Origin of the sequence: Nonomuraea jabiensis (assembly GCF_014204795.1) — a bacterium.
Lineage (GTDB): Bacteria > Actinomycetota > Actinomycetes > Streptosporangiales > Streptosporangiaceae > Nonomuraea > Nonomuraea jabiensis.
This window is the reverse complement of record NZ_JACHMB010000001.1, coordinates 6321302-6345432: the sequence shown is the minus strand read 5'-3', so window position 1 is coordinate 6345432 and position 24131 is coordinate 6321302. Positions and strand designations below refer to the sequence as shown.

The following is a 24131-nucleotide window of genomic DNA, read 5'->3' as shown; positions in this document are numbered from 1 at the left end:
TCTAGCCGACCGCCTGGGCCCGATCGCGGGTGGTGCCGAGGGCGCGGTAGCGCCGGAGCCGTTCGGTGAGCAGGTCGGGGCGGCGGCGGTGCAGCATCGCGGCGAGCTCCCGCTCCAGCTCGCGCCCGACACGGCGGCAGAACGCCTCCGGCTCGTCGGCCGCGTCCGGGTGCTCGGGGACGACCCGGTCGGCGATGCCGTCGGCGACCAGGTCGGCGGAGCGCACACCCTGGGCGGCCGCCAGCTCCGGGGCGTGCTCGACGTCGCGGTGCACGATGGCGCTGGCGCCTTCGGGCGGCAGCGGTGACAGCCAGCCGTGCTGGGCGACGAGCACCCGGTCGCACGGGATCAGCGCGAGCGCGCCGCCGCCGCAGCCCTGGCCGAGCAGGATCGACAGCGTCGGCGCCTCAAGGGTGACGAGCTCGGACAGGCACCGGGCGATCTCGCCCGCCAGCCCGCCCTCCTCCGCCTCGGGGCTGAGCGCCGCGCCGGGGGTGTCGATGACGGTCACGAGCGGCAGGTTCAGCTCGTGCGCCAGGCGGAAGCCGCGCCGGGCCGCGCGCAGGGCCGCCGGGCCCATCGGCCCCACGTCGGTCTGGGTGCGGCGGTCCTGGCCGAGCAGCACGCACGAGACGCCGCCGAAGCGGGCCAGCGCCAGGTACAGCCCCGGGTCCTGCTCTCCCTCGCCGGTCCCGTTCAGCGGCAGGACGTCCGAGGCGGCGTAGCGCAGCAACTGGCGGACGCCGGGCCGGTCGGCGCGCCTGGAGCGGGTGATCGACTCCCACGCGGGCACGTCCGGCAGCGGCTCCGACAGGGGCTCTGGCAGTGGCTCCCGCAGCGGCGTGCCACCCACGGGCAGTTCCACTGGCGGCTCCGCCGGTGGAGCGAGCAGGATGCGCAGCGCGCGGTCGGCGATGCCGGCCAGCGCCTGCGGCGGCAGCACGGCGTCGATCAGGCCGTGCCGGTACAGGTTCTCGGCGACCTGGACGCCCTCCGGGAACGGCTCCCCGTACAGGGACCGGTAGACGCGCGGACCGAGAAAGCCGATCATCGCGCCGGGTTCGGCGGCCGTGACGTGCCCGAGCGAGCCCCACGAGGCCAGCACCCCGCCGAGCGTGGGGTTGCGCAGGTAGACCAGGTACGGCAGGCCCGCCGCCTTGTGCTGGGTGACCGCCGCCGAGATCTTCACCATCTGCAGGAACGCCACCGTGCCCTCCTGCATCCTCGTGCCGCCCGAGGCGGGCGCGGCGAGCAGCGGCAGCCGCTCGGCGGTCGCCCGCTCCACGGCCGAGACCAGGCGTTCGGCGGCGGCGACCCCGATGGATCCGGCGAGGAAGCCGAACTCGCAGGCGACGACCGCCACCCGGCGGCCGTGCAGCAGCCCCTCCCCCGTGATCACCGCCTCGTCCAGGCCCGTGCGCTGCCTGGCGGCGGTCACGTCGGCGTCCGCCACCGGCCCGAGCGGCCGGTCCCAGCTGCGGAAGGAGCCGTCGTCGAGCGCGAGTTCGACGAGTTCGAGCGCGGTCATCCGGCCAGCCATGAGCGGATCTCCTCCTCATCGGCGTTCAGCACGGGAGGCGCCGCGTGGTCGGTCCGGGTGGTCTCCACCTCGCCGTCCGGCCCGGCCGGGTCGAAGAACCGCAGCGGCGGGCCGGGCAGCGTGATCTCGCCGATGCTCTCGTGCTCGACGTCGATGAGCAGGCCCTGCGACCTGGTCTGCGGCCACTCGTACACCTCGTCGAGGCTGCGCACCCGGCCGGCGGGCACGCCCGCGGCGGCCAGCCGGCGCAGCAGCTCGTCCGCGCCGAAGGGGGCGAAGGCGGCCTCGACCAGCTCGACCAGCCGCCGGCCCGCGGCCACCCGCTCGGCGTTCGTCGCCAGGCCGGCCTCCTGCGGGTCCAGGCCGAACTCGGCGCAGAAACGCTGCCACAGCCCCTCGCTGCCCACCGCGATCTGCACGTGTCCGTCCCCGCACCGGAACAGCCCGTACGGGGCGATGGACGGGTGGTGGTTGCCCTGGGCGCGCCCGACCTCGCCGGCCACGGTCCAGCGGGTGCCCTGGAAGGCGTGCACCCCGACGATCCCGGCCAGCAGCGAGGTGCGCACGACCTGGCCGCGCCCGGTCCGCTCGCGTTCGAGCAGCGCGGACACCACGCCGTACGCGCCGTACATGCCGGCCAGCAGGTCGCCGATCGGCACGCCGACCCGCTGCGGGTCGTCGGGTCCGGACCCGGTGAGCGACATCAGCCCGGCCTCGCCCTGCGCGATCTGGTCGTAGCCGGCCCGCCCGGCCTCCGGCCCGTCGTGGCCGAACCCGGTGATGGACAGCACGACCAGCCGCGGGTTGAGCTCGAGCAGGCGCGCGGTGGTGAAGCCGAGCCGGTCGAGCACGCCGGCGCGGAAGTTCTCCAGCAGCACGTCCGCCTTGCGGATCAGGGCCTCGAGGGTGGCCCGGCCGGTCTCGTCCTTCAGGTCCAGGGCGATCGACTGCTTGTTGCGGTTGCACGACAGGAAGTACGTGGACTCCGAGCCGGCGAACGGCGGGCCCCAGCCCCGCGTGTCGTCACCGCTCCCGGGCTGCTCCACCTTGATCACCCGGGCGCCCAGGTCGCCGAGCATCATCGCGGCGTGCGGCCCGGCCAGCGCCCTGGTCAGGTCGACGACGACGTAACCGGCGAGCGGGCCGCTCATGACAGGCTCCCCGGCACGACGAGGATCACCCAGCACAGCACCGGCGCGACCACCATGATGGTCATGCCCCAGGTCATCAGGCGCTTGAAGACGCTGTCGCGTTCGGAGACGTCCGCGTTCGCGACGACCAGGGCGCCGTTGGTCGAGAAGGGGCTGCAGTCGACCACCGAGGAGGAGATCGCCAGCGCCGTGACCAGGCCGACGGCGCCGACCTGGCCGGTCTGCAGGAACGGCACGGCGAGCGGGATGAGCGCCCCGAGGATGCCGGTCGTCGAGGCGAAGGCGGAGACCACGGCGCCGATGAGGCAGATCAGGAACGCGGCCACGAGCGGGGCGCCGACGTGGGCGACCCCGTCGCCGAGCCACTTCACCGTGCCCTGGTCCTCCAGCAGGGAGACGTAGGTGACGATGCCGCCGACGAGGAGCACCGTACCCCAGCTGATCTTGTCGACGGTGCCGCGGGCCGCGGAGGGGAAGATCAGCGTGAGCGCGACCGCCACCGCCAGGGCGAGGAAGCCGATGTCGAGGTCGAAGACGAGGGCGCCCACGGCGAGCACGAGCAGGCCGATCAGCGTGAGGGAGCGCTGCGCGTCGAGGCGGGGCAGGGCGTCGTCGGCGGGCTCGGGGTCCCCAGTGGAGTTGCCCGCGGGGTCGCCGGCGGATCCGGTGGCGGCGCCCGTTCGCGCGAGGGTGGCGACCTGCTCCTTCGGCGTCTCGCGGTCGCGCTGCAGCAGCTTCGTGCCGCCCAGGGTGAGGAAGCCGACCAGGCTGATGAGCGCGCAGGCGCCCATCGCGCTGAAGAAGAGTACGGCCGGGTTGCCCGGAAGGTGGCTCTTGTCCACGACGCCGTTGGTGATCGCGCCGAAGATGCCGATCGGCGAGAAGCTTCCGCCGGTGGCGCCCTGCACCACCATCAGGCCCATCATGACCGGGTTGATCCGGTAGCGGGCCGCGAAGCCCATGGCCACCGGCGCCACGATGGCCACCGCGGCCGGGCTGGCGGCGCCGATCGCCGTGATCGCGGCGCACACCACGAACATCACCCACGGCATCAGGGCGACGCGCCCGCGTACCGCGACCACGGCCCGGTGCACGATCCAGTCCACGGTGCCGTTGTTCCTGGCCAGCGCGAACAGGTACGTGACGCCGACCAGGATGACGAACAGGTTCGCCGGGAAGCCGCCGAGGACGTCCGACACCTTCACGCCGAACACCGCCGTGCCCACGACGAAGGCCGCCACGAGCGCCAGCGCGCCCATGTTGATGGACCGGACGGTGGCTATCAGGAACACCAACACCAATACAACCAACGCAACGACTTCCGCTGACATCGGCGACTCCTCGGGTCAGGTGACTCTCCGGTTACGTGCGTATTTCCGGATTGGCCTAGCCTCTGCGCCACTGCGCCGGATGTCAATAGACTGTCCCCCGTGACCAAGAAGCGCCCGCAGACCTCCGCAGTTCCCGAGCGGATGGAGCGTCCCCGCCTCTATGTGCAGCTGGCAGACCACATCGCGCGCTTCATCGAAGCCCAAGGGCTCTCCCCCGGCGACCGCCTGCCGCCCGAGCGTCGCCTGGCCGCCGAGCTCGGCGTCAGCCGGGCGACCCTGAGCCGCGCCCTGGTGGCGCTCGAGGTCCAGGGCATGGTCGAGGTCCAGCACGGCAACGGCGCCGTGGTGCTCGCGCCGGCGCCGCAGGAGACGCGGGTGGATGCGGAGTTATCGCTGGCCGAGCGCGACCCGATGGAGCTCGCGCGGGCCCGCGAGGCCATCATGGCGGGGCTGGCGCGCAGCGCGGCGGCGCATCCCGACCGCAGCCTCCGGCTCGCCCTGCTCGACGCCGACGGCCGGCCGGTGCGCTTCTCCGACACCTGGCCCTGCGTGCGCAGGCTCGCGGGGTCGAGCCTGCTGGCCGATCTCGACGACCTGCTCTCGGAGGCCGCGCCGCTGGACGACGCCCGGGTCTCCGGCGAGCGCCTGACGGCTCTGGCCCGAGCCGTGGTGGTCGGTGACGCCGACGCGGCGGCGGCCGCCTGCGCCCGCCTGCTCCAGGTCTGATTCCAGCGGGAGGTTGTACCAGATGACCATGCACGGATTCACGCTCACCGCCGAGGGCCCGTTCGACTTCGCCGCCTCGCTGCGTTTCATCGAGGACTGGCCGGCCACCAGCGCGCTGCCCTCCGACGGGCGGGCGATGCGCTTCGCCTACTGCGCGGAATCCGACTGGCTGCCGATCGGCGTCACCGTGACGGGCGCGCCGGGCGGGGTCGCCGTGGCCACGACGCGGCCCGCCGGGCCGGGGATCCGGGGCGAGGTGGCGCGGATCCTGTCCCTCGACGTCGACGGCGCCGGCTTCGCCAAGCTCGGCGAGGCCGACCCGGTGCTCGGCGACCTGCAGCGGCGCAGCCCCGGCCTGCGGCCGGTGTGCTTCTGGAGCCCGTGGGAGGCCGCGTGCTGGGCGGTGATCGTGCAGCGTTCGTCGATGCTCATCGCCTCGCGGATCAAGCAGCGCATCGCCGACCGGTACGGCGCGAAGGTCGTCGTCGACGGGCACGCCCACTCGGCCTTCCCCCCGCCCGTGTCGCTGCTGGAGGCCGGGGGCCTCGGGCTGCCGGCGCAGAAGGAGGAGTGGCTGCGCGGCCTGGCGCGGGCGGCGCTCGACGGCCTGCTCACCACCGAGCACCTGCGCGCGCTCGACCCGCAGGACGCCCTGGCCGAGCTGCGGGCGCTGCCCGGCGTGGGGCCGTTCTCCGCGGGGCTGATCCTGATCCGCGGCGCGGGCGCGCCGGACGCCTTCCCCGGCGACGAGCCGCGCCTGTTCGCGATCCTGCGCGAGGCGTACGGCCTGCCGGAGGACGCGGCGCCGAGCGCGTACCGGAAGCTGGCCGAGGCGTGGCGGCCCTACCGATCCTGGGCGTCCTTCCTGTTCAGGGCGACGTCGTACAACCGGGACTGAACAGCCGTTGCCATCCTCGTCCTATATACGTAGACTCATACGTATACGGGATGAGGATGAGACGATGCCGAACAAAACGATCTACGTGTCGGACGAGGATCTGCCGATCTTCCAGCGGGCGCAGGAGCTCGCCGGCGGCAAGCTGTCGACCGCCATCAGCGTGGCGCTGCGGCGCTACGTCGAGATGGAGGAGGGCCGCCAGGAGGGCTACGAAGAGATCATCGTGCAGGTGGGCCAGGGCGCCGGGCGCAAGCAGCGCTTCTCCGGCGTGCTGCTCGGCGAGTGGGGCCGCACCAGCCGCAGCGGGCGGGTGGAGATGTTCCGGGTGTACCGCTCACGCAAGGGCAAGTTCGTCCTGCACGTCGACCGCTCGCCCGACTGGGTGAGCGGCTCGGAGTCCGACGACTGGGTGAGCACCTGGCGCGGCTACCTCGGCCTGGGCGAGACGAGATGGGGCTTCGTGCAGGGCGCGGCCACGCTGGACGTCTTCGACACGGTCGAGGAGCTGCGCGGCAAGATCCCTGACGAGTTCTACGACCTGATCGCCGACCTGGCCGAGCGGCCGGCCGTCGAGGACCTGGACATCTAGACCCCGCTGATCCCAGCGGGCGGGCGACCGTCCGCCATCCCGTCATGCCCATAAATCATGGTTAACCCCCCAACAAAAGGAGAAATCGGGCGATGCCCCCCGCCATTCACGCCGAGGGCCTGGTCAAGAAGTACGGCGACGTCGTCGCCCTCAACGGGATGGACCTGTCCGTCCCCGAGGGCACGGTGTTCGGCCTGCTCGGCCCCAACGGCGCAGGAAAGACCACAACCGTACGGATCCTGACCACCCTGGTGAGACCGGACGCCGGACACGCCACCGTCGCCGGCCTCGACGTCGTCACGCAGGCCGACCGGCTGCGCTCGCGCATCGGCGCGTCAGGCCAGTACGCGGCCGTCGACGACCACATGACCGGCGCCGAGAACCTGGAGATGGTCGGCCGCCTCTACCACCTGGGCGCCAGGCGCAGCAAGCAGCGCGCCCGGGAGCTGCTGGAGCGCTTCGACCTGACCGCCGCGGCCGACCGCCCGGTGCGGGGCTACTCCGGCGGCATGCGGCGCCGGCTCGACCTGGCCGGCGCGCTGGTGGCCGACCCGCCCGTGCTCTTCCTCGACGAGCCCACCACCGGCCTGGACCCCCGCGCCCGCGCGGGCCTGTGGGACGTCATCTCCGAGCTCGTCGCGGGCGGCACCACCGTGCTGCTCACCACCCAGTACCTGGAGGAGGCCGACCGCCTCGCCGACCGGATCGCGGTGGTCGACCACGGTCACGTGATCGCGCTGGGCACCGCGGACGAGCTGAAGGACCAGGTCGGCGGCGACCGGATCGAGCTGACCGTGGCCGGCGCCGGCGACCTGGCGGCCGCGCGGCACGCCCTGGCCTCCTTCGGCGAGGTACGCGTCGACCCTGCGGCGCTGCACGTGACGGTCCCGGTCACCGGCGGCACCGCCGCGCTCACCACCGCGCTCGGCCTGCTGGCCGCCGAACGCGTCACCGTCCGCGACGCCGGGCTGCGCCGCCCGACCCTGGACGACGTCTTCCTCACCCTCACCGGCCACGAGGTCACCGCAGACAAGGAGCCCGCCCGATGAACGCCCTCCAGATCGCGCTCGCCGACGGCGTGACGATCACCAAGCGCAACGCGCTCAAGATCAGGCGGGCCCCGGACCTGCTCGGCGGCGCGGTCATCCTGCCGATCGTGTTCGTGCTGCTGTTCGCCTACGTCTTCGGCAGCATGATCGAGCTGCCGGGCATGTCGTACCGCGAGTACATGATCCCGGGCATCTTCGTCCAGACCATCGTCACCAGCGCGCAGATCACCGGCTACACCCTCACCCAGGACCTGCAGAAGGGCATCTTCGACCGGTTCCGCACGCTGCCGATGGCGCCCTCGGCGGTGCTGGTCGGCCAGACCATCTGCGACGCGCTCATGAACGTGACCAGCATCGTCGTGATGGCGCTGGTGGGCCTGGCCGTCGGCTGGCGCATCCACACCTCGCCGCTGGAGGCCGTGCTGGGCTTCCTGCTGCTGCTGTTCTTCGCGTACGCCTTCTCCTGGGTGACGGCGGCGGTGGCGCTGGCCCTGCGCACGCCCGAGGTGTTCAACAACATCGCCACCATCGTGTCGATGCCGCTGGTCTTCCTGTCCAACGCCTTCGTCGACGCCGGCCGCCTGCCGGGGCCGCTCAGGGCCGTCGCCGAGTGGAACCCCGTCTCCACCGTCGTCCAGGCCGCCCGCGAGCTGTTCGGCAACGCGGCCGCGACCCGGCCGCAGGCGTGGCCGCTCCAGCACGCGGTGGCGGTGTCGCTGTTCTGGTCGGTGCTGATCCTGGTGGTGTTCGTGCCGCTGGCCACGCGCCTGTACAAGCGGGCGGCCAGCCAGTGACCTCTCCCGGCGGCGGGCGGCGCGGGCTCGCTCAGGGCGTGATGCCCTCGCGCAGCAGCGCCCACACCCGGCCGGCGGTGGCGCGCCGGTCGGGCGCCGGGGTCTTGGCCAGGACCCCGGCGAGCATGCCGACGACCAGCACCAGGTCGTCGGCCGAGACGCCGTCACGGACCTGCCCCGCGCGCCGGGCGTCGGCGAGCACGCCCGCCAGGACCCTGGACACGCGATCGCGTACGTCGATGATGCGGGGATCGGGCTCGCTCGGCTGCGTGCTGACCAGCTCGATGAACGCGGTCGAGGCGATGGCCTGCTCGGTCAGCAGCGCCAGCAGGTCGTCGAGCGTGGTGCCGGGCCGGGCCGCCAGCGCCTCCAGCTCCGTGACGCCGTCCTCGAAGACGGCCATCGCGAGGCTGATCCGGTCGGGGAAGTGCCGGTAGAGGCTGCCCTGTCCGACCCCCGCGGCGCGGGCGACCGCGCTCAGCGGCGCGTTGTATCCGGCGCTGGCGAACACCTCCCGTGCGGCCGCGACCAGCGCCGCCCGGTTCTCGGCTGCGGCGCTCGGTCCTCTGTTGGGTCGACGTGACTCCGGCACAGCGGGTATCGTAGCGAACCGGACGACATTGTCCGGTTGTTGGCGGGCCGGAGTACGGCTGGCGAAAGGACGGGCTCTTGAGCACATTCGACGATCGCGTCGCACTGATCACAGGTGCGGGGTCCGGAATCGGCCGGGCGATGGCCGTGGCGTTCGCCAAGGCGGGCGCCCGCGTCGTGGCCTGCGACATCGACAAGGAGTCGGCCGGGCAGACCGCCGAGGAGATCGGCGAGGCGGCCGTCGCGGTCTCCGCCGACATCTCCGACGAGGCGTCGGTGGCCGCGCTGACCGAGGCGGCGATCGGCGCGTACGGCCGCATCGACGTGCTGTGCAACAACGCCGGGATCATGGACACGATGGCGCTGCCCGCCGACATCCCGGTGGAGCTGTGGGAGCGGGTCCTGCGGGTGAACCTGACCGGCACGTTCCTGGTCACCCACGCGGTGCTGCCGCACATGCTGCGCCAGGGCTCCGGCTCGATCGTCAACACCGCCTCGGAGGCCGGCATCCGCGGCGGGGCGGCCGGCGCCGCCTACACCGCCTCCAAGCACGGCGTGGTCGGCCTGACCCGCAGCGTGGCCTGGGCGCACGCCAAGGACGGCATCCGCTGCAACGCCATCCTGCCCGGCCCCACCATGACCAACATCGCCACGAACGCGTCCTTCGACCCCACCGGCGCCGCCCGGCTCGGCCCCGTGCTCGCCCTCGGCGAGCGGCTGGCCCAGCCGGAGCAGATGGCCGACGCCGCGCTCTTCCTCGCCTCGGACGCCGCCTCGTTCATCAACGGGGCGATCGTCCCGGTTGACGGCGGCTGGTCGGCGGCCTGACCGGCCTTATCCCTCTGGAGGAACCCCCTGATGAACGTCACCGTCGACACGGACAAATGTTGCGGGGCAGGCCAGTGCGTGCTGCTCGCCCCCGAGGTGTTCGACCAGGGTGAGGACGACGGCATCGTGATCCTGCTGGACCCGTCGCCGGCCGAGCCCCTGCACGCCGCCGTACGCGAGGCCGCCGGCGTCTGCCCGGCCTCCGCGATCACCCTGGACGGGCCGTCTTGACGGACGTCCTGATCGTGGGCGCCTCCGCCGGCGGCCTGGCCGTCGCGGAGGCGCTGCGCCGCAAGGGCCACCAGGGCGGCCTGACCGTCCTGGGCGCCGAGCCGCACCCGCCCTACGATCGCCCGCCGCTGTCCAAGCAGGTGCTGGCCGGCACGTGGGAGAGCGAGCGGGCGCACCTGCGGGCCGGGACCGAGCTGGACAAGCTGGGCGCGACGTTCATTCTCGGCGACCCCGCGGTCCGGCTGGACCCCGAGGCGCGGGAGGTGTCCGCCGCGTCCGGGCGGACCCTGCGCGCGCGGGCCGTCGTGCTGGCCACCGGCCTGACCCCGTCCCGGCTGCCCGGCCAGGATGGGCTGGCGGGCGTGCACGTGCTGCGCACCCTGGACGACGCGCTCGCGCTCCGCGCCCACCTGCTCGAAGGGCCGCGCCTCGTCGTCGTGGGCGAGGGCGTGCTGGGGGCGGAGGTGGCCGCCACCGCGCGCGGCCTCGGCCTGGACGTCACCCTCGTCGGCCTCGGCCGCGCGGTCCTGGCCGACCAGCTCGGCGACCCGGCCGCCGCGCTGCTGACCAGGAAGCACGCCGAGCACGGCGTCCGGCTGCGGCTCGGCGTCGCGGTCGAGGGCCTGGCCTCCGAGGGCGGCCGGGTCACGGGGGTACGCCTGGCCTCCGGCGAGCTGCTGCCCGCCGACGCGGTGGTGGTGGCGATCGGCTCCCGCCCGACGACCGGGTGGCTCGGCGACAGCGGGCTGGCCCTGCGCGACGGCGTGGAGTGCGACTCCCGCTGCCGCGCCGGCGACGGCGTCTACGCGGTGGGCGACGTGGCCTCCTGGCAGCACGAGGGGCTCGGCCGCCGGCTGCGGCTGGAGAACCGGACCAACGCCGTCGAGCAGGCCCAGGTCGTGGCCGCCAACATCCTCGGCGAGGACCTGGCCTACGCGCCCGTCCCGTACTTCTGGACCGACCAGTACGACGTCAAGCTCCAGGTCCACGGGCTGCCGACGCCCGAGGCGGAGGTGAGCGTGGTCGAGGGCGACCCCGAGCAGAACCGCTTCGTCGCCCTCTACCGGCTCGACGGCGTGGTCACCGCGGTGCTGGGCTGGAACATGGCCAAGGCCGCCCGCCTGCGCCGCGGCCAGCTGGGCGGCACCGCGTAGCGCTACCCCACCAGGGCCTGGTGGGGTAGCGGCTCAACGGGTGCGGACCTGCTCGTCGGTGTCGGCGGGCAGGCCGGTCGGCTCCGGCCGCGCGGCGCGGCGGCCGGGGATGGTCAGCACGATCACCGCCGCCACCAGGGCGACCCCGCCGCCGATGAGGAAGCCGGCGCGGAACCCGGCCTCGGACGGCAGCGTCACCGACCCGAATGTGACCGTCAGGTTGGCCAGGACCGCCCCGAGCACGGCACTGGCACAGGACGTGCCGATCGAGCGCATCAGGCTGTTGAGCCCGTTGGCGGCGGCCGTCTCGGTACGCGGCACCGCGCTCATGATGATGGACGGCATGGCCGCGTACGCGAAGCCGATCCCGGCGCTGACCACGGCCGAGAAGATCAGGACGCCCCACGCGTGGCCCATCAGGACGAGGGCCAGGAGGTAGCCGGAGGCGATGACGAGCGTCCCGAGCAGCAGGGACGTCTTGGGCCCGCGAGCCCCCGACAGGCGGGCGGCCACCGGCGAGATCGCCATCATGACCAGCCCGGCCGGGGCCATCCACAGCCCGGCCTCGACCATCGACCGGCCCAGGCCGTACCCGGTGGCCTCGGGCAGTTGCAGGAGCTGCGGCGTGATCAGTGACATCGCGTACATGGCGAAGCCGATGACGATGGAGGCCAGGTTGGTCAGCAGCACCTGACGGCGCGCGCTGGTGCGCAGGTCGATCAGGGGCGCGGACACGCGCAGCTCCCACCAGCCCCACAGCAGCAGGATCACCGCCGAGGCGGCGAACATGCCGAGCGTGATGCCACTCGTCCAGCCCCAGTCGCTGCCCTTGGAGACCGGCAGCAGGAACAGGGCGAGACCGGCCGCCAGCCCCGCCGCCCCAACGAAGTCGAAGCGCCCCGGCGACTTGACCGGCGACTCCGGCACGATGATGAAGATCAGCACGCTCATCACCACGCCGAGCCCGGCGGCTCCCCAGAACAGCGCGTGCCAGCTCACGTACTGGGCGACGAACGCGGCGGCGGGCAGGCCGAGCGCTCCGCCCACGCCGAGCGAGGAGCTCATCAGGCCGATGGCCGAGCCGAGCCGCTGCGGCGGCAGCACGTCCCGCATGATGGCGATGCCCAGCGGGATCACGCCCATCCCGAATCCCTGCAGCGCGCGGCCGATCACCATGGGGGCCAGCGAGTTGGCGGGTGCGCACACCAGGGAGCCGACGGCCAGCAGGACCGCGCTGACGATCATGACGCGGCGCTTGCCGTACAGGTCGCCGAGCCGCCCCGAGACGGGCATGGCGACCGCGCCGGCCAGGAGGGTCGCGGTGATGGCCCAGAAGGCGTTGGCGGCCGTGGTGTGCAGGAGGATCGGCAGGGTCGCGATCAGCGGCACCATCAGGGTCTGCATCAGCGAGACCGTGATGCCCGCCGCCGCCAGCACGCTGATGATCGCTCCACTGGACGGTGCGGCACGCGTTGAACCCATGAGTTCTCCCGTATCTCGCAGAATTATATGCACGATGCATATGGTATGTATCCTACACATCACCATATAGAGGGATATTCTGACCGCCGTGGGGAGGTATTCATGCGCGAGGAGATCGTTGACATCGAGCGCGAGCTCATGCTGATCGGCCGATACAAGGAGCTGGCGTCGTCGGCCGCGCCTCCCTCGGAGCGACGGCTGGAGCGGGGCAGCAGCTACATCCTGCTCAGCCGGCTGGAGGCCGAGGGGCCGATGTCGATCGGCCAGCTCGCGCAGGCGTTCAGCCTCGACACCTCCACCGTCAACCGGCAGACCGCCGTCCTGCTCCGCGACGGGCTCGCCGAGCGCATCCCCGACCCCGAGGGCGGGATGGCCCGCAAGCTCCGCATCACCGAGGAGGGGCTGCGGCGGGTCGAGGGGGAGCGAGAGTACCGGCTACGGGGCCTCGCCACGGTCCTGAAGGACTGGAGCCCGGAGGAGCTGGCCGCGTTCGCCCGGGGCCTGGCCCACTTCAACGCCAGCATCGAACACTAGCCGCCACCCCGCCGCCCACCACCCCGCCGCCATCCTCGACGCGCGCCCGTCCGGCGTGCGCGCCTCATGAGCATCGCCGGATGCCTGGCGCGGACAGAGCGCGTGCGTCGCTCGCGCGGCAGGGTGCGTGCGTCGTGCGGGAGTGGCGTGCAAGCGGCGTCACACGAAGGGCTGCCACGTCCCTTGACCGGTGCGGCCTACGCCGGGTCGCGTCCGGCTACGGCCTTACAGCCGGCCCGCGCCGGCCCTCATGACCACGCGCAGGGCCCGGCGCTTGACGGCGTCGATCTGGTCGGGCCGCCCGGTCATGATGCCGTCCACGCCGTACGACATGAGGCGGCGGATGACGGCCCGCCGGTCCGTCGTCCACGTGTAGACCCGCATGCCGTGCTGGTGGACCTGCCTGACGTAGGCCGCGGTGAGGCCGCTGTGCGGCACCGTGATCGCGGCGGCGAACCCGGCCAGGTCCTCCAGCCGGGAGGCGTCCGGCTTGCCCATCAACGCGACGGGGAGGTCGGGCATCATCTCGTGCAGGTTCCGCATCGACTCCCAGTTGTACGCCTGCACGGCCAGCCGCTTGCCCCTCCACAGGGCTCGGTACTTCCTCAGCTCGGCAGCCACCCGCTCGTCGATGTCCGGGCTGGCCGGATCGTGCTTGATCTCCAGCAGCATCCCGACCCCGCTCCTGCTCATCACCCGCAGTCCCTGCTCCAGGGTGGGCACCTTCTCGCCCTCGAACTGGGAGGAGAACCACGAGCCGGCGTCCAGGCGCTGGATCTCCGCGAGCGTGAAGTCGGAGACCTTCCAGGGGGACCGCCCGGGGAAGACCTGCTCGACGTCGGTGGTGCGGGCCAGCGTCTGGTCGTGCATCAGGATGAGCCGGTGGTCCTTCGTCTGCTGGACGTCGTACTCGCACATGGTGGCCCGCTGGGTCCGGGCCACCTCGCAGGCCACGATGGTGTTCTCGGGCGCGTACCCGGATCCGCCGCGATGCGCGATGTTGTCGACCTCCCACGGCGCGGCATGGGCGGCCCTCGCCATGACGGCCAGTGCGATGACGACGACGGCACCCAGCAGACGGTACATGAGCGCTCCTCCGGCCCCGGCCCTTCCTTCCCCCGAACCCGACACGGACCTCTTATGTCGAGTTACGTCGAAAAGTGCCCACTAATGGCAGCAAAGAGCGGTTGGGTACGGCGTGTCGCCGACGTCCGCACGAACTTTTTGCCGACGACCTCAGGCGGCCTCAGGCGGCCTCAGGCGGCCTCAGTAGCCGCTCCCCCGGCCCAGCGGGCCGAACGCCACGTCCTCCTGCCGCCCCAGCACCTGGTCCTGCGACCCGTACGCGGTGACCGTGACCGGCGGGGACTCCAGGATGCTGGTCGGGCCCACCTTGCCCGGCACCCGGGCGATGAAGAAGCCGTTGGCGAGCCGCGCGTCGGTGCGCCGCCCGTCCGCCCAGTCGATCTCCACCCGACTCACGCCCGAGGTGACCCGGCCGACGACGACCCGGTAGACGTCGTCGTGCTGGATCCGCTCCGGCCCTGTCGCGTACGAGTGCGTGTGCGAGGTGTACGCGTCCACCTGGAGGTCCCCCTGGAAGCCGGTCAGGTCCCCGGGCGGCTTGAACCCCCAGTACGTGAAGACCGCGAGCTCCGCCATGTCCTTCTGCGTGGTCGGCGTGCACAGGACGAAGCCGGCGACGCTGCCGACCAGGGCGGTCATGCCCTTCTTGTCCCGATAATCGGCCAGCACCCGGAAGTCCTCGGCCGAGCCCTGCTCGGGCAGGCGCCGCTTGCCGTCCATGTTGTGGACGGGACCGCCGTTCGGCATGCACTCGCGGACGACCTGGAGCTGCTCGGGGGTGTTCTCCGGCAGCCGGGCGACCTCCACCGCGAGGTCCGGGCCCGGCCCGCCGGAGGAGACCGTGACGGCCACCGGCGTCGCCAGGGAGGCGGCCGCCGCGAGCCCGGCGAGCGACCAGGCCGCGCGCCGGCGCCGCAACGCGCCCTTCCGCGCCCGCCGGGCGTACGCGAGGGCGTCGACGGGCCTGGCCTCGGCCGCCATCCGCCGCAGCTCCGCGCCGATCCGCTGTTCGTCGATGGTCATCTAGGCCTCCAGGGTGACGTTCTCGCCGACCAGCTCGCGCAGCCGGGCGACGGCTTGGTGGGTCTGGCTGCGCACGGTGCCCACCGAGCAGCGCATGATCTTGGCGACCTCGGACTCCGGCAGGTCCTCGTAGTAGCGCAGCACCAGGACGGCCCTCTTGCGCGCCGGCAGGGCGCGCAGCGCCTGATCCAGGGTGAGGCGGGTGTCGACCTCGCCGGTCCGGTCGCCCGTGGCCCGGTCGGGAGGCGCCTGGACCACGCGTTCGCGGCCCCAGCGCGGACTTCGCCACCGCCCGACCTGTTCGTGGTACATGACGCGGCGCACGTACGCCTCCGGGTTGTCCCGGATCCGACGCCAGTGTCCGGCGGTCTTCGCCAGCGCCGTCTGCAGCAGGTCCTCGGCCGCGTGCTGGTCGTTGGTCAGGACGTACGCGAGCCTGATCAAGCTGTCCGAGCGCGCGGTGACGAACTCGGTGAAATCTCGCTGCTGGTCGGGGTGCAAAGGCTCTCCTCTGGTCTCACCCGTCCAGATGGAGCCGGACCCGCGAATCTATGGCGTCAGGGGCGGCGGCGGTTCCAGGAGTCGGTGATGTGCCTGCGCATCGCGGCCGCCGCCCCCTCCGGGTCGCCGGCCGCGATCGCGTCCTTGATGGCCTGGTGCTCGGCCAACGTCTGGCGCATCACGGCCTCGTTGTACTCGCCGTGGTAGAGCATGCTCGTACGGGCCTTGTCGTGGATGCTGTTGACGATGGCCCGCCCCAGCCGGTTGCGTGACGCGGCCATGATCACGTCGTGGAAGCGCACGTCGGCGGCGGCGAAGTCGGGCGTGGAGGCGAGGTTGGCCCGCATGACCGCCAGCTCGGCGCCGATGCGTTCCTCGTCGTCGGGGGTGCGCGCCAGAGCGGCCGCCGCGGCCATCTCGGCCTCCAGGGCCGTGCGCACGGACACCAGCTCGTCCAGGAACGTCACGTTCTCGTCGTGCGCGATGACGGCGGTGAGCACGACGTCGTCGAGCAGGTTCCACTGCCGGGGGTCGGTGACCTGGGTGCCGCGGCCGTGCTCGATCCTGACCAGGCCCTTCTCCTGGATCACCTTGACCGACTCGCGGATCACGGTCCGGCTGACCCCGAACTCCTCGCACAGGTCGGCCTCCGGCGGGAGCGCCGTGCCGGGCGGCAGCGCCCCGCGGACGATGTCGTCGACCAGCTGCTCCACCACGGTCGTGCCCAGCTTGGCCCCGCGGACCCGGCGCGGTGGCCGCTTGCCGGGCCTCTCGGGCGGCTGCGAACCCCAAGGCCCCGTCGTCGCGTGCTGAGTCAACGCATCCTCCCGTCCGCCCGAACGCCCTTCAGTGTAAGGCATTGTGAATACGTCACACGTATGATGTCATATCCGGAAACACGGCGTTTACGTACCTCAAGCCGCCTTGTCCGAAGGAAGCCCCCATGAGACGACGCACCCACCTGGCGGTCACCGCGGCAGCGGCCCTGCTCACCGTCGCGGCCTGCGCTCCCCCGAACGCCCCGACCCAGGCCAAGCCGACCGGCTCCGCCGCATCGCAGTACGGCTTCACCCCCGCCGAGCAGAAGGCCGGCAAGCTGCTGGTGTGGGTGGACTCCACCCGGCTCGACGCCGCGAAGGCGTACCAGAAGGCACACCCCGACGTGCAGCTGGACATCGTCACCTACGACGGCAACGCCAACGGCTCCAACACGCTCAAGACCAAGGTGCAGCTGTTCGACCGGGCCGGCGAGGGCTGGCCGGACGTCGTGTTCACCACGGACAACAACACCGCGTCCTGGGCCTCGCAGGGCGACAACGCGTTCGTCGCCCCGCTCAACAAGGGCCTGCTCGACGACGCCACGCTGAGCGGCTTCGCCAAGGGCGCGCTCGACGTGTGCACCGTGGACGGCACGGTCTACTGCCTGCGCAACGACCTGGCCCAGGTCGTGCTCTGGTACAACAAGAAGCTGCTCGACAAGTTCGGCTACCCGCTGCCCACCACCTGGGAGGAGTACCAGGCGCTGGGCGAGAAGGTGGCCGCCGAGCATCCCGGCTACATCATCGGCACGGCCGGTGACGCGTGGGCGCCGGAGATCTACATGTGGGGCGGCGAGTGCCCGGCCAACCAGGTCACCGGGCCCAAGGCGATCACCGTCAAGGCGACCGACCCCAAGTGCGTGCGCACCGCGAAGATGATGGACAAGCTCGTCGCGAACAAGACCATGTCGATGCTGTCCCTGTTCGGCCCCGAGTTCGCCAAGAGCCAGGGCGACAAGGTGCTCATGCTGCCCGGCCCGGCCTGGTACGGCGGCGCGGTCTTCCAGGGCACGCTCAAGACCCCGAAGGGCGAGCTGGCCGTGGGCGACGCCCTGCGCTGGTCCGACCAGAGCACGCCGGTGACCGGCAACGTCGGCGGCGGCACCTGGTGGCTGTCGCGGCACAGCGCGCGCCTCGACGCGGCCAAGGACTTCATCAGCTGGGTGGCGACGGCCGACGCGTACCAGGTCGAGCTCTCCCCCGGCTATCCCGCGTACGCGCCCGCCGCGGCCAAGTGGATCAAGAAGCAGCAGGACAGCGGCTACTACGCCGGCGACCTCGCCGGGCCGATCTCGGCCGCGGCCGGGCAGGTGTGGTCCGGCTGGGGCTCGCCCGAGTTCAGCCAGGAGGCGGTCTGGGCCAAGACCGTCATCCCGGGGCAGACCGCGGGCAAGACGATCGAGTCGCTGCTGCCGGAGTGGCAGACGGCCATCGAGCAGCAGGCCCAGGTCTTCGGCTACCAGGTCACCAAGTGACCGGATCGAGACTGCGGCTCTCCGCCGGGCACGTCTTCGTCTCCGGGTACGTGGTGCTGCTGGTCGCGTTCGGCATCGTGCCCACGGTGTACGCGCTCAACCTGGCCTTCACCGATGCCCGCGGGGTCTTCACCGGTTTCGATAACTTCGTCAGGACCGCCCAGGACTTCCGGTTCCTGGCCGCCGTCGAGCACGTGGCCACCTACCTCGTGCTCTGGCTGGTCACCCTGACCGTGCTGGTCCTGCTGCTCGCGCTGCTGGTCCACCGGCTCACCGCGGGCTGGTCGCGGGCCGCGCTGCGGTTCGTCTACTACGTCCCCGGCGCGCTGGCGGGCGCGTCGAGCGTGCTGCTCTGGCTGTTCATGCTGGACCCGTCCGTGAGCCCGGTGGACGACCTCGTCCGCGCCCTCTGGGGCGAGACCTTCGTGCAGGTGATCGCGCCGGGTCACCTGCCGTGGATCTTCACCCTGATCGCGTTCTGGACCGGTGCGGGCGGCTGGATCGTGGTCATGTACGGCGCGCTGAACACGATCCCCCACCAGGTCATGGAGGCCGCCCGGGTGGACGGCGCCGGGCCGGTGAAGATCGCGCTGCGGGTGCAGCTGCCGATGCTGCGCAAGTGGATCGTCTACATGCTGATCCTGTCGCTGGCGGCGGGCACGCAGCTCTTCGTCGAGCCGCAGCTCGTCTCCCAGGCCAGCTTCGGCGTGGTGGGCAACGACTACTCGATCAACCAGCTCGCGTACCTGTACGCCTTCAACCAGAACGACTTCAACGGCTCCGCGGCGATCGCCGTCGACCTGCTCATCGTGGCGCTGTGCTGCGCCGGGCTGTTCGTCGCGCGGGGAGGTCTCTTTGACACGGACTGACCCCGCGCGGGCTGTCGCAAAAGTGCTCGTCATCGCGTTCCTGCTGGTCTTCGCGGTGTTCTTCGTCCTGCCCATGCTGTGGCTGCTGCTCGCCTCGACCAAGAGCCCGGCCGACCTGATCCACGGGAACCCGCTGTCGCCCGGCTCGCTCGGCTCCCTCGTCACCAACTGGCAGCACCTCATGTCCTTCCAGGACGGCGCCGTGCTGACCTGGATGGGCAACTCCGTCACCTACGCCGCGTTCTCCGTGGCGCTGACCCTGCTGGTCAGCATCCCCGCCGGCTACGCGATGGCGCTCATGAGCTTCACCGGCCGGCGGCTGCTGCTGATCGTCACGCTGGTCGTGATGCTCATGCCGGCGACCGCGCTGGTGCTGCCGATCTTCCTGGAGCTCAGCTACGTCGGCCTGGTCAACCAGGCGGCCTCGGTCGTGCTGCCGATGTCGTTCTTCCCGTTCGGCGTCTACCTGACGTACATCTACTTCTCCACCAGCGTCCCCGGCGAGCTGCTCGACGCGGCGCGGCTGGACGGGTGCGGGGAGGGCGCGACGTTCCTGCGGGTGGCGCTGCCGCTGGCCAAGCCGGTGGTCGCGCTGGTCGCTTTCTTCAGCTTCGTGACGAACTGGAACAACTTCTTCCTGCCGTACGTGATGCTGCCGGACAGCGACAACTACCCCATGCAGGTCGGGCTCACGCAGATGCTGGCCGCGACCCCCACGTTCAACCCCGTCGTCGGCGCCAACGCCGAGGTGCAGCCGCCCGAGCTCATCCTGGCGACCCTGCTGTCCATCGCTCCCGTGCTGCTGGTGTTCCTCTTCTCCCAGCGCTTCCTGGTCGCCGGGCTGACCGCCGGGGCGACCAAGGGATGACCGCCTCTCCTAGGAGTTACATGACCGTCGTGAAAGCCAGCGTCCCCGTCCTCGACCCCCCGGCGTGGGCGCTGGCCCAGCGTGCCCTGCTCGACCTGCTGGACAGCGGGTGGCGGCTGTTCTCCGACCGCTACACCCGGCCGGACGGGTCGCTGCGGTACTCCGGCCGGCTGTCCTCCCGCGACGGCGCGGACGACTTCTTCGAGCCGTTCTTCAACTGGCCGCAGCTCTACCTGCTGGGCGGCGCGGACGACCTGCTCGACACCAGCGCCCGGCACTGGCACGGGGTCGTCGGGCAGATGACCGAGCTGGGCATGTTCGCCGACGAGTTCGAGATCGGCTACGACTGGTTCCACCAGGGCGAGAGCCTGCTGTTCACGTACTTCCTGACCGCGGCCGACCCGGCGGCCTGGGCCGGGCGGGCGACCAGGTTCGCCGACCTCTACCTCGATCCGGCCAAGGGCAACTACGACCCGGCGCACCGCATCATCAAGGCCCCGCACAACGGCAGCCGGGGGGCGCGGGAAGGGGTGTCCGGCTCGCCGTCGTACCCGTGGACCGCGGCGGAGGCGGCACAGTACGGCTACCCGCTGGACTGGCTCGTCCCCGACGGCGCGCCCGTGCCGCCGCTCGCCGAGGACCCCCGCCTGGGCGCCGAGATGCAGCGCCGCCTCGGCCGGGGCGACGCGGTCGGCAACCTCAGCGTGGCGGGCCTGGTCTGCAACGCCTACCTCGTCTCGGGAGACGAGCGGTACGCCGCCTGGCTGCGCGAGTACGTCGGCGCCTGGCGGCGCCGGGCCGAGGAGAACGGCGGCGTCGTGCCCGACAACGTCGGTCTCGACGGCGTGGTCGGCAGCCTGCTCGACGGGCGCTGGTACGGCGGCCACTACGGCTGGACCTGGCCGCACGGCATGTACAGCATCGGCCAGGCGGCGGCCGTCGGCGCCCTCAGCGCCGCCCTGGCCACCCGCGACGACGGCTACCTGGACCTCGTCAGGTCGCTGCTGGACGCGGTCATCGCCAGGGGCGTGCGGCTGCCGTTCAGCAAGAGCGACTCGGCCAACCAGGGCCGCTGGCGCGCCCACCTCGGCTCCGACGTGGACGTGCCGACCCTGCTGGTCCCCTACCGGCACAGCGACAAGGGCTGGTTCGACTACAACCCGGTCCAGACCTCGGTGCCGCTCGCGCTCTGGCACCACACCGGCGCCCCTGAGGACCGCGCCCGCCTGGACGCGCTGCGCGCCGCGACCGGCTACGACTGGGCCACGGTGCGGCCGTTCCGCGACAAGGAGGAGGCCGGGCACGAGGAGCCCTGGTACGCGTACCTGTGCGGCGACAACCCCGGTTACCCCGAGCGGATCCTCGCCGCCGCGCACGCCCAGGCCCGCCGCCGCATCGCCCTGCTGCTCGACAACGCCGACCGCGACCTGCCCGAGTCGGACATCCACCTCTGGCAGAACGTCAACCCCGTGGTGACCGAGGCCCTCACGCAGCTCATGTGGGGCGGGCCGCAGGTCATCTACAACGGGGGCCTGCAGCAGGCCAGGGTCCGCTACTTCGACGCCGTGCGCCGCCGTCCCGGCGTGCCCGAGCAGGTGGCGGCGCTGGTCAGCTCGATCGAGCCCGAGGCCACGGTGGTCACCCTCGTCAACCTCTCCGCCACCGCCGACCGGGTGCTGGTCGTGCAGGCGGGGGCGTTCGGGGAGCACGAGATCACCGGCGTCGCGGCCACGGCCGCCGAGCCGGGCTGGACCGGCCACGACACCGAGTACGTCCACCACGAGCCGGTGGTGTCGGTCACCGAGACCGCGGTGAACGGCCCGCACCTGACGGTGGAGCTGCCCGCCGGCACCACCGTCACCCTCACGTTGCGCCTGCGCCTGCACGCCTACCAGCCGTCCTACCGGCAACCCTGGGACTGACGGGTCAGTGCAGCAGCCGCGCGGGCACCGCGTCCGCGAGCGCCTTGTAGCCCGTCGGGTTCAGGTGCAGGTGGTCGCCCACGTCGAAGGCCGGGAGCATCCGCCGGGGATCGGCCGGGTCCCGGAGCGCGCGGTCGAAGTCGATCACCGCGTCGAACGCGCCGCTCGTGCGGATCCAGTCGTTGACCGTCTGCCGGGCCGCCTCGCGGCAGCCCTGGGCGTCGTCGTAGAAGCTGCCGCCGAACGGCGTGATCGTGGCCCCGTACACCAGGATGTCCTGCGCGTGAGCGCGCACGATGATCTGGTCGTAGGCGGCGATCAGGTCGTCGGCGACCCTCTTCTGGGCCTCCTGGGTGGCCTCCGCGGTGCCGAGGTCGTTGACGCCCTCGAAGAGGATCAGCCACTTCACGCCGCTCTGCGCGAGCACGTCGCGGTCGAGGCGGGCCAGGACGTTGGGGCCCAGCCCGTCGTTGAGCACGCGGTTGCCGCCCGCCGCCTGGTTGGCGAGGGCGACCCCCGCGGTGCGGCGGTCGGCCTGCAGGCGGTCGAAGAGCTGGTCGGGCCAGCGGTTGTTCTGGTCGGTGGTGGAGCCCCTGCCGTCGGTCAGCGAGTCGCCGACCAGGGCGAGCGTCGCCGTGTCGGCCTCGGCCCACACCTCGAGGCCGCTGAGGAAGTACCAGTGCTCGACGGGGGTGGCACCGGTGAGGTCCGCCGCGTCGGCCTGGTTGCCCCGGGCGAGGTAGGAGGTGGTCCGCGAGCCGGGGTGCGAGGTGATGCCGGTCGAGGCCTGGCCGTCGGCCAGGTAGAGGGTCACGGTCAGTACGGTGCCCGCGGCCGGCGCGAGGTCGAGCGGGTCGGACACCACCTGCGCCCCGACCGGCACGACCGCCGAGGGCCGGCCGAAGAACGTCACCGGCCGGACGGTCTCCGGCCGGATCGCGCTCACCCCTGCCTTCCCGCCGCTCGGGAGCGCCACGGTGGCGCGGGTGACGGGCAGCGGGGCGCCGCCGAACGCGTTGGACAGGCGCAGCCGGAACCGCTGCCCGCCGACCGACACCCGCAGGGTCTGCCGGACGGTGCTGTCGGCCAGGACCAGGTCCTCCTGCGTGTACGGCGCGGGCGGCAGGTTGTCCGGCTCGGTGAGCTGCGGCATCGCCGTCCACGTGGTGACCCAGTGCCCCAACTTCAGCGCCCTACCTCTAGCTCGGTTCCCGAAAATTTCGGGCGGAAAACGAACATTTCGGGAAGAAAGGTATGGCAGCCCGCTCTCGTGGTCAACTACGGCTGTTGCAGTTCGCTCAGAGTTATCTAGCGAACTACGAAAAATATAGTACGCTTCGCGTATGGAACTAGGTATCGCCCTGCCCACGTCGGGCCCGCTGGCCGGCCCGGAGAACATCGCCCGCGTCGCACGCGAGGCGGAGCGGCTCGGGTACGACTCGGTGTGGACCTACGAGCGGCTGCTGCGGCCCGTCGCGCCCGTCTCCATGGGCGGCGGGGAGCCCCAGCCCGTCCCCGAGGTCTACCGGCAGACCTACGAGCCGCTGGAGACGCTGAGCTACGTGGCCGCGCTCACCGAACACGTCAAGCTCGGCACCAGCATCATCGACGCCCTGCTGCACCCGGCCGCCGTCCTGGCCAAGCGCTTCGCCACCCTCGACCGGTTCAGCGGCGGGCGGGTCGTCGCCGGGCTGGGCCAGGGGTGGATGCCGCAGGAGTTCGAGGCGGCCGGGGTGCCGATGAGCCGGATCGGGCCCGGCATGGACGAGGTCGTCGCCGCCATGCGGGCCTGCTGGGGGCCGGACCCCGTCTCGTACGAGGGCAAGTTCACCCGGATCGCCGAGTCGGAGATCAACCCCAAGCCGGTGCAGGCACGGGTGCCGATCCTGCTGGGCGCGATGACGCCGGGCGGCGTGCGGCGGGCCGCCCGCATCGCCGACGGGCTCAACCCGGTGGCCTTCTCGCGCGACGCGCTGCTCGGCCTCGGCAAGGCCTTCCGGGCGGCGGTCGAGGAGTTCGGCCGCGACCCGGAGTCGGTCACCGTGGTCGCCAGGGCCAACGTGCCGATCACCACCGAGCCGATAGGCGACGACCGGCCGTTCCTGGGCGGCTCACCGCGCCAGATCGCCGACGACCTGGCCGGGCTCGAAGGCACCGGGGTGGACCACGTCCTGTTCTCCCCCTCCGGCCGCAGCCCCGAGGAGGAGCCGGGGATCGACGAGACGCTCGGCCTCTACGCCGAGCTCATCGACCTCGCCCGCCGGTGACGCCCGCCGGTCAGGGGGCGCACTGCTCGTGGATGTTGTTGCGGGCGGCCCAGGCGTGCAGCTCCTGGAAGGCGCCGCGCAGGTCCTCGCCGATGGGGGTGAGCCGGTAGAGGACCGCCGTGGCGGGGCCGTCGGCGAGCTGGCGCTCGACGAGCCTGGCCGCCATCAGCTCGCGCAGGCGGTCGGACAGGATGCCGTCGGTGATCCCGGAGATCGACCTGGCCAGCTCGCCGAACCGCGCGGGCCGCTCCATCAGCGCGACGAGGATCATGCCGTTCCAGCGCTTGCCGAGCACCTTGAACACGTCGACGAACTGCACGTCGCACGAGATGCCCCGCGGGCTCCCGTCCGTCGCGACGGTCTCGGAGACGTGTTCGGCCATGGTCACCAGCCTACCTCCCGGT

25 protein-coding genes are annotated in these 24131 nt (G+C 72.1%); 14 read left to right on the top strand and 11 right to left on the bottom strand.

What is annotated here, in order from left to right; genetic code table 11:
* Position 1: 1 nt before the first annotated feature.
* From HD596_RS29120 to HD596_RS29110, 3 genes are read right to left on the bottom strand one after another with little or no spacing between them, the layout of a single operon-like run.
* Positions 2-1540 (bottom strand): carboxyl transferase domain-containing protein, encoded by a 1539-nt coding sequence (locus tag HD596_RS29120; RefSeq protein ID WP_185072487.1) that lies wholly within the window; start codon positions 1538-1540, stop codon positions 2-4.
* A complete protein-coding gene (locus tag HD596_RS29115) occupies positions 1525-2691 on the bottom strand; it encodes a CaiB/BaiF CoA transferase family protein (protein ID WP_185072486.1) in 1167 nt (388 codons plus the stop codon). Before HD596_RS29115 ends, HD596_RS29120 begins: the two co-directional genes overlap by 16 nt.
* Positions 2688-4022 carry an SLC13 family permease gene (locus HD596_RS29110; protein ID WP_185072485.1) on the bottom strand — a complete coding sequence of 445 codons (1335 nt, stop codon included), beginning with the start codon at positions 4020-4022 and terminating at the stop codon, positions 2688-2690. Before HD596_RS29110 ends, HD596_RS29115 begins: the two co-directional genes overlap by 4 nt.
* A 99-nt stretch (positions 4023-4121) precedes the next feature.
* Between HD596_RS29110 and HD596_RS29105 the strand changes: the two genes are divergently transcribed.
* The 5 genes from HD596_RS29105 (at position 4122) to HD596_RS29085 (ending at position 8078) form a co-directional block, all read left to right on the top strand.
* Entirely contained in the window at positions 4122-4748 is a 627-nt protein-coding gene (locus tag HD596_RS29105) for a FadR/GntR family transcriptional regulator (protein WP_313044947.1), read from the top strand.
* A gap of 22 nt (positions 4749-4770) precedes the next feature.
* On the top strand, positions 4771-5646 hold the full coding sequence (locus HD596_RS29100; RefSeq protein WP_221519574.1) for a DNA-3-methyladenine glycosylase family protein: 876 nt from the start codon (positions 4771-4773) through the stop codon (positions 5644-5646).
* Between the two features lie 64 nt (positions 5647-5710).
* Entirely contained in the window at positions 5711-6235 is a 525-nt protein-coding gene (locus HD596_RS29095; RefSeq protein ID WP_185072484.1) for an EXLDI protein, read from the top strand.
* Between the two features lie 92 nt (positions 6236-6327).
* Positions 6328-7284 (top strand): ATP-binding cassette domain-containing protein, encoded by a 957-nt coding sequence (locus HD596_RS29090; protein ID WP_185072483.1) that lies wholly within the window; start codon positions 6328-6330, stop codon positions 7282-7284.
* Complete coding sequence (locus tag HD596_RS29085) at positions 7281-8078, top strand: ABC transporter permease (RefSeq protein WP_185072482.1); 798 nt, start codon at positions 7281-7283, stop codon at positions 8076-8078. The genes HD596_RS29090 and HD596_RS29085 overlap by 4 nt, the downstream gene beginning before the upstream one ends.
* Before the next feature lie 31 nt (positions 8079-8109).
* On the opposite strand, the gene HD596_RS29080 is transcribed toward HD596_RS29085, so the two are convergent.
* On the bottom strand, positions 8110-8670 hold the full coding sequence (locus HD596_RS29080) for a TetR family transcriptional regulator (RefSeq protein ID WP_185072481.1): 561 nt from the start codon (positions 8668-8670) through the stop codon (positions 8110-8112).
* A 77-nt stretch (positions 8671-8747) separates the two neighbouring features.
* Here HD596_RS29080 and HD596_RS29075 point away from each other — a divergent pair, with 77 nt between their 5' ends.
* The 3 genes from HD596_RS29075 to HD596_RS29065 are packed head-to-tail and all read left to right on the top strand — an operon-like array spanning position 8748 to position 10882.
* On the top strand, positions 8748-9497 hold the full coding sequence (locus HD596_RS29075; protein ID WP_185072480.1) for an SDR family NAD(P)-dependent oxidoreductase: 750 nt from the start codon (positions 8748-8750) through the stop codon (positions 9495-9497).
* A gap of 30 nt (positions 9498-9527) precedes the next feature.
* Complete coding sequence (locus tag HD596_RS29070; protein ID WP_185072479.1) at positions 9528-9728, top strand: ferredoxin; 201 nt, start codon at positions 9528-9530, stop codon at positions 9726-9728.
* A complete protein-coding gene (locus HD596_RS29065) occupies positions 9725-10882 on the top strand; it encodes an NAD(P)/FAD-dependent oxidoreductase (protein WP_185072478.1) in 1158 nt (385 codons plus the stop codon). Before HD596_RS29070 ends, HD596_RS29065 begins: the two co-directional genes overlap by 4 nt.
* A gap of 33 nt (positions 10883-10915) precedes the next feature.
* Here HD596_RS29065 and HD596_RS29060 read toward each other — a convergent pair whose 3' ends face one another.
* Positions 10916-12364, bottom strand: a complete 1449-nt coding sequence (locus tag HD596_RS29060; RefSeq protein WP_185072477.1) for an MFS transporter — start codon at positions 12362-12364, stop codon at positions 10916-10918.
* Positions 12365-12466: 102 nt separating this feature from the next.
* Here HD596_RS29060 and HD596_RS29055 point away from each other — a divergent pair, with 102 nt between their 5' ends.
* Positions 12467-12898 (top strand): MarR family winged helix-turn-helix transcriptional regulator, encoded by a 432-nt coding sequence (locus HD596_RS29055; RefSeq protein WP_185072476.1) that lies wholly within the window; start codon positions 12467-12469, stop codon positions 12896-12898.
* A 225-nt stretch (positions 12899-13123) separates the two neighbouring features.
* On the opposite strand, the gene HD596_RS29050 is transcribed toward HD596_RS29055, so the two are convergent.
* From HD596_RS29050 to HD596_RS29035, 4 genes are all read right to left on the bottom strand, one after another.
* Positions 13124-13984, bottom strand: a complete 861-nt coding sequence (locus HD596_RS29050; RefSeq protein ID WP_185072475.1) for a glycerophosphodiester phosphodiesterase — start codon at positions 13982-13984, stop codon at positions 13124-13126.
* Between the two features lie 180 nt (positions 13985-14164).
* Positions 14165-15007: a hypothetical protein gene (locus HD596_RS29045; protein WP_185072474.1), complete on the bottom strand. Its 843-nt coding sequence runs from the start codon at positions 15005-15007 to the stop codon at positions 14165-14167.
* On the bottom strand, positions 15008-15508 hold the full coding sequence (locus HD596_RS29040; protein WP_185072473.1) for a SigE family RNA polymerase sigma factor: 501 nt from the start codon (positions 15506-15508) through the stop codon (positions 15008-15010).
* Between the two features lie 56 nt (positions 15509-15564).
* Positions 15565-16326: a FadR/GntR family transcriptional regulator gene (locus tag HD596_RS29035; RefSeq protein WP_185072472.1), complete on the bottom strand. Its 762-nt coding sequence runs from the start codon at positions 16324-16326 to the stop codon at positions 15565-15567.
* Between the two features lie 125 nt (positions 16327-16451).
* Here HD596_RS29035 and HD596_RS29030 point away from each other — a divergent pair, with 125 nt between their 5' ends.
* The 4 genes from HD596_RS29030 to HD596_RS29015 are packed head-to-tail and all read left to right on the top strand — an operon-like array spanning position 16452 to position 21460.
* Entirely contained in the window at positions 16452-17801 is a 1350-nt protein-coding gene (locus HD596_RS29030; RefSeq protein ID WP_185072471.1) for an ABC transporter substrate-binding protein, read from the top strand.
* A complete protein-coding gene (locus tag HD596_RS29025) occupies positions 17798-18670 on the top strand; it encodes a carbohydrate ABC transporter permease (RefSeq protein WP_221519572.1) in 873 nt (290 codons plus the stop codon). The genes HD596_RS29030 and HD596_RS29025 overlap by 4 nt, the downstream gene beginning before the upstream one ends.
* Positions 18657-19538, top strand: a complete 882-nt coding sequence (locus tag HD596_RS29020) for a carbohydrate ABC transporter permease (RefSeq protein ID WP_221519571.1) — start codon at positions 18657-18659, stop codon at positions 19536-19538. Before HD596_RS29025 ends, HD596_RS29020 begins: the two co-directional genes overlap by 14 nt.
* Before the next feature lie 20 nt (positions 19539-19558).
* Positions 19559-21460, top strand: a complete 1902-nt coding sequence (locus tag HD596_RS29015) for a DUF8034 domain-containing protein (protein WP_185072469.1) — start codon at positions 19559-19561, stop codon at positions 21458-21460.
* 4 nt (positions 21461-21464) lie between these two features.
* Here the strand turns inward: HD596_RS29015 and HD596_RS29010 are convergent, their stop codons facing one another.
* Positions 21465-22643, bottom strand: a complete 1179-nt coding sequence (locus HD596_RS29010; protein ID WP_246554919.1) for an SGNH/GDSL hydrolase family protein — start codon at positions 22641-22643, stop codon at positions 21465-21467.
* Between the two features lie 160 nt (positions 22644-22803).
* Between HD596_RS29010 and HD596_RS29005 the strand changes: the two genes are divergently transcribed.
* The gene (locus tag HD596_RS29005; RefSeq protein ID WP_185072467.1) at positions 22804-23727 is read left to right on the top strand and encodes an LLM class flavin-dependent oxidoreductase; all 924 of its coding nucleotides are present in this window, start codon (positions 22804-22806) and stop codon (positions 23725-23727) included.
* A gap of 10 nt (positions 23728-23737) precedes the next feature.
* Here HD596_RS29005 and HD596_RS29000 read toward each other — a convergent pair whose 3' ends face one another.
* Complete coding sequence (locus tag HD596_RS29000; protein WP_185072466.1) at positions 23738-24109, bottom strand: winged helix-turn-helix transcriptional regulator; 372 nt, start codon at positions 24107-24109, stop codon at positions 23738-23740.
* Positions 24110-24131 lie beyond the last annotated feature (22 nt).